The 2,076-nt window shown below is 65.4% G+C and carries 2 protein-coding genes; both read right to left on the bottom strand.

The genetic code is table 11. From position 1 onward, the window contains the following. Window positions 1–1,183, bottom strand: a 1,183-nt coding sequence (locus tag AC1DU6_RS28840; protein ID WP_477861344.1) for a glycoside hydrolase family 2 TIM barrel-domain containing protein, incomplete at its 3' end; no start/stop codon positions are given. Window positions 1,184–1,494: 311 nt separating this feature from the next. Next, window positions 1,495–2,076, bottom strand: a 582-nt coding sequence (locus tag AC1DU6_RS28835) for a PEP-CTERM sorting domain-containing protein (RefSeq protein ID WP_477861342.1), incomplete at its 5' end; no start/stop codon positions are given.

Here is a 2,076-nt window from a genome sequence, read left to right as displayed (position 1 = left end):
TCTCGTAGCCSGGCTCSGTGCTYTGCAGCGGCTCCTCGTTGAAGATGGACCACAGGATCACGCTCGGGTGRTTGCGGTCGCGCCGCACCATCCACGTCAGCTGCTTCAGGTAGTCGGGCGAGGGGTTGAAGTTGCGGTTCTCGTCCATGACGAGCAGGCCCAGGCGGTCGGCGATGTCCAGCACCTCGGCCGCCGGCGCGTTGTGCGAGAAGCGGATCGCGTTGGTGCCCATCTCCTTGAGGCGGCGCAGCCGGAACTCCCAGATGGCCTCGGGCACGGCAACACCGACACCGGCGTGGTCCTGGTGAACGCAGACGCCCTGCAGCTTGACCGATTGGTCGTTGAGGAAGAAGCCGCGGTCCGCGTCGAAGCGGATGGACCGGAAGCCGGTCTGCGTTTCGGAGCGGTCGAGTTCCTTCGCGCCGTCGCGCAGCGTCGCGCGCACGCGGTATAGGTTGGGTTGTGCAAGCRACCACAGCTTGGGCTCGCGCACGTCGAGCTTGATGTGGGCGACGGCCGATTCGAGCGCGGCGACCCGAGCTCGGGCACTGCCCTTGGCCACTTCACGGCCCGACGGATCGATCACGACCACGTCGATGATGCCGCTGCGCTCGGTCTTGGCGCTGCTTTGCAGCATCACTTCGACCGGAAGGGTCCAGCGGCCGTTGCGCTGGACCGGGTTGGCATGCAGGCCGTCGGTGGCGATGTGCAGCGCGTCGCGCTTGACCAGCCAAGTGTGGCGGTAGATGCCGGCGCCTTCGTACCACCAGCCTTCCTGTGCGTCGGCGTCCACGCGCACGGCGATGGTGTTGGCGTCGGCGCCGTAACGGACATAGGGCGTGATGTCGATGCTGCGGCCGTTGTAGCCCGACCAGTTGCGGTCGACGACGATGCCGTTGACCCAGACCGTGCTGTGCGTGGCGACCGCGTCGAACTGCAGCTCGATGTGGCGGCCGCGGTCGGATTCGGGCAGCGGCAGATAGCGCCGGTACCAGCCGATGCCGCGCTGGCGATAGCCCTGAGACGCGTTCTCGTTGCGGTCGAACGGGTTCTCGACGGCCCAGTCATGCGGCAGGTCCAGGCGCCGCCAGCCGGAATCATCGAAGTCTGCGGCAGCCGCACCCCAGGCGCCGTTGGCCTTGCCGTTGTGATAGCTCATGCCGTGACCCTTGACCACGGGCATTGAGACGTCGCCGCGATGGAAAAGCCAACCGCTGTCGAGTGACAGGCGTTCGCGGCCGGCGGCCTGGACAGCAGTAGCCGCGAGCGCGAGCGCCGCGAAGAGCATGAGGCTGAGCCAATGAAGAATGCGCGGCGCGCGTGACATAACTTGGTTTCCCGTCGATCGAACTGCTGATTCAAGGCAAGCGCTGCTGCGGCTGTCCGAGCCTGGCGCTTGATTTGTCAAAGAAAAAAATGCGTCGCGCGATCCCGTTGGAGATCGCGCGACAAAACCAGGTCAACGTGTGCCTGGCCGACTCGGAGACGAGCCAACTAATCTTTGCGGCGGCGAAGACGTGCGCCTACACCTGCCAGGCCGGCCAGCCAGAGGGCCATGGTCGCCGGTTCCGGAACGGCGGTCACGGAGTCGGCGGAGGCGGTCAGACCGATGACCATCCTGGCAAAGGTCGTCTCTCCCGGATTCGTCCAGCTTGCGGTCAGAAGCATCGGGCCGCTGTAGTTGGGGAAGGACGAGTCGATGAAGGCTTCCGTGTAGTTGCCGGGAGCGCAGGTTTCCGCCCAACTGCAAAAGTCGATGTAGACATTCGCCTGCCCGTTGGCGCCGCTGACCTGCAGGCTGCTCAAGGCGGCGGTCACCGTGATGGTGGTATGTCCGCTGACCTGCATCAGCCCATCAAAAACCTTCGCGTTGGCCCAACCGGACTGTCCCCCGGTGACGTTCACCTTCGCGGAGGCGGACACGCCGTTCAGGCTGTTGTAGTTCTCGGTGGAGCTTGTCGCCGTCAACTTGGCTTGCGCCATGGAGCCAGCCGCGGCAACCGATGCACCGATCACGTCGCCCTGCCAGCCGCTGGCCGTATCGCTGAAACTCGGATCCACCAGCCCAACCGATGC

This window comes from Roseateles sp. P5_B10, from assembly GCF_056400485.1.
Note: the sequence above shows the minus strand (reverse complement) of the source record. Positions and strands in the feature narration are given on the sequence as shown.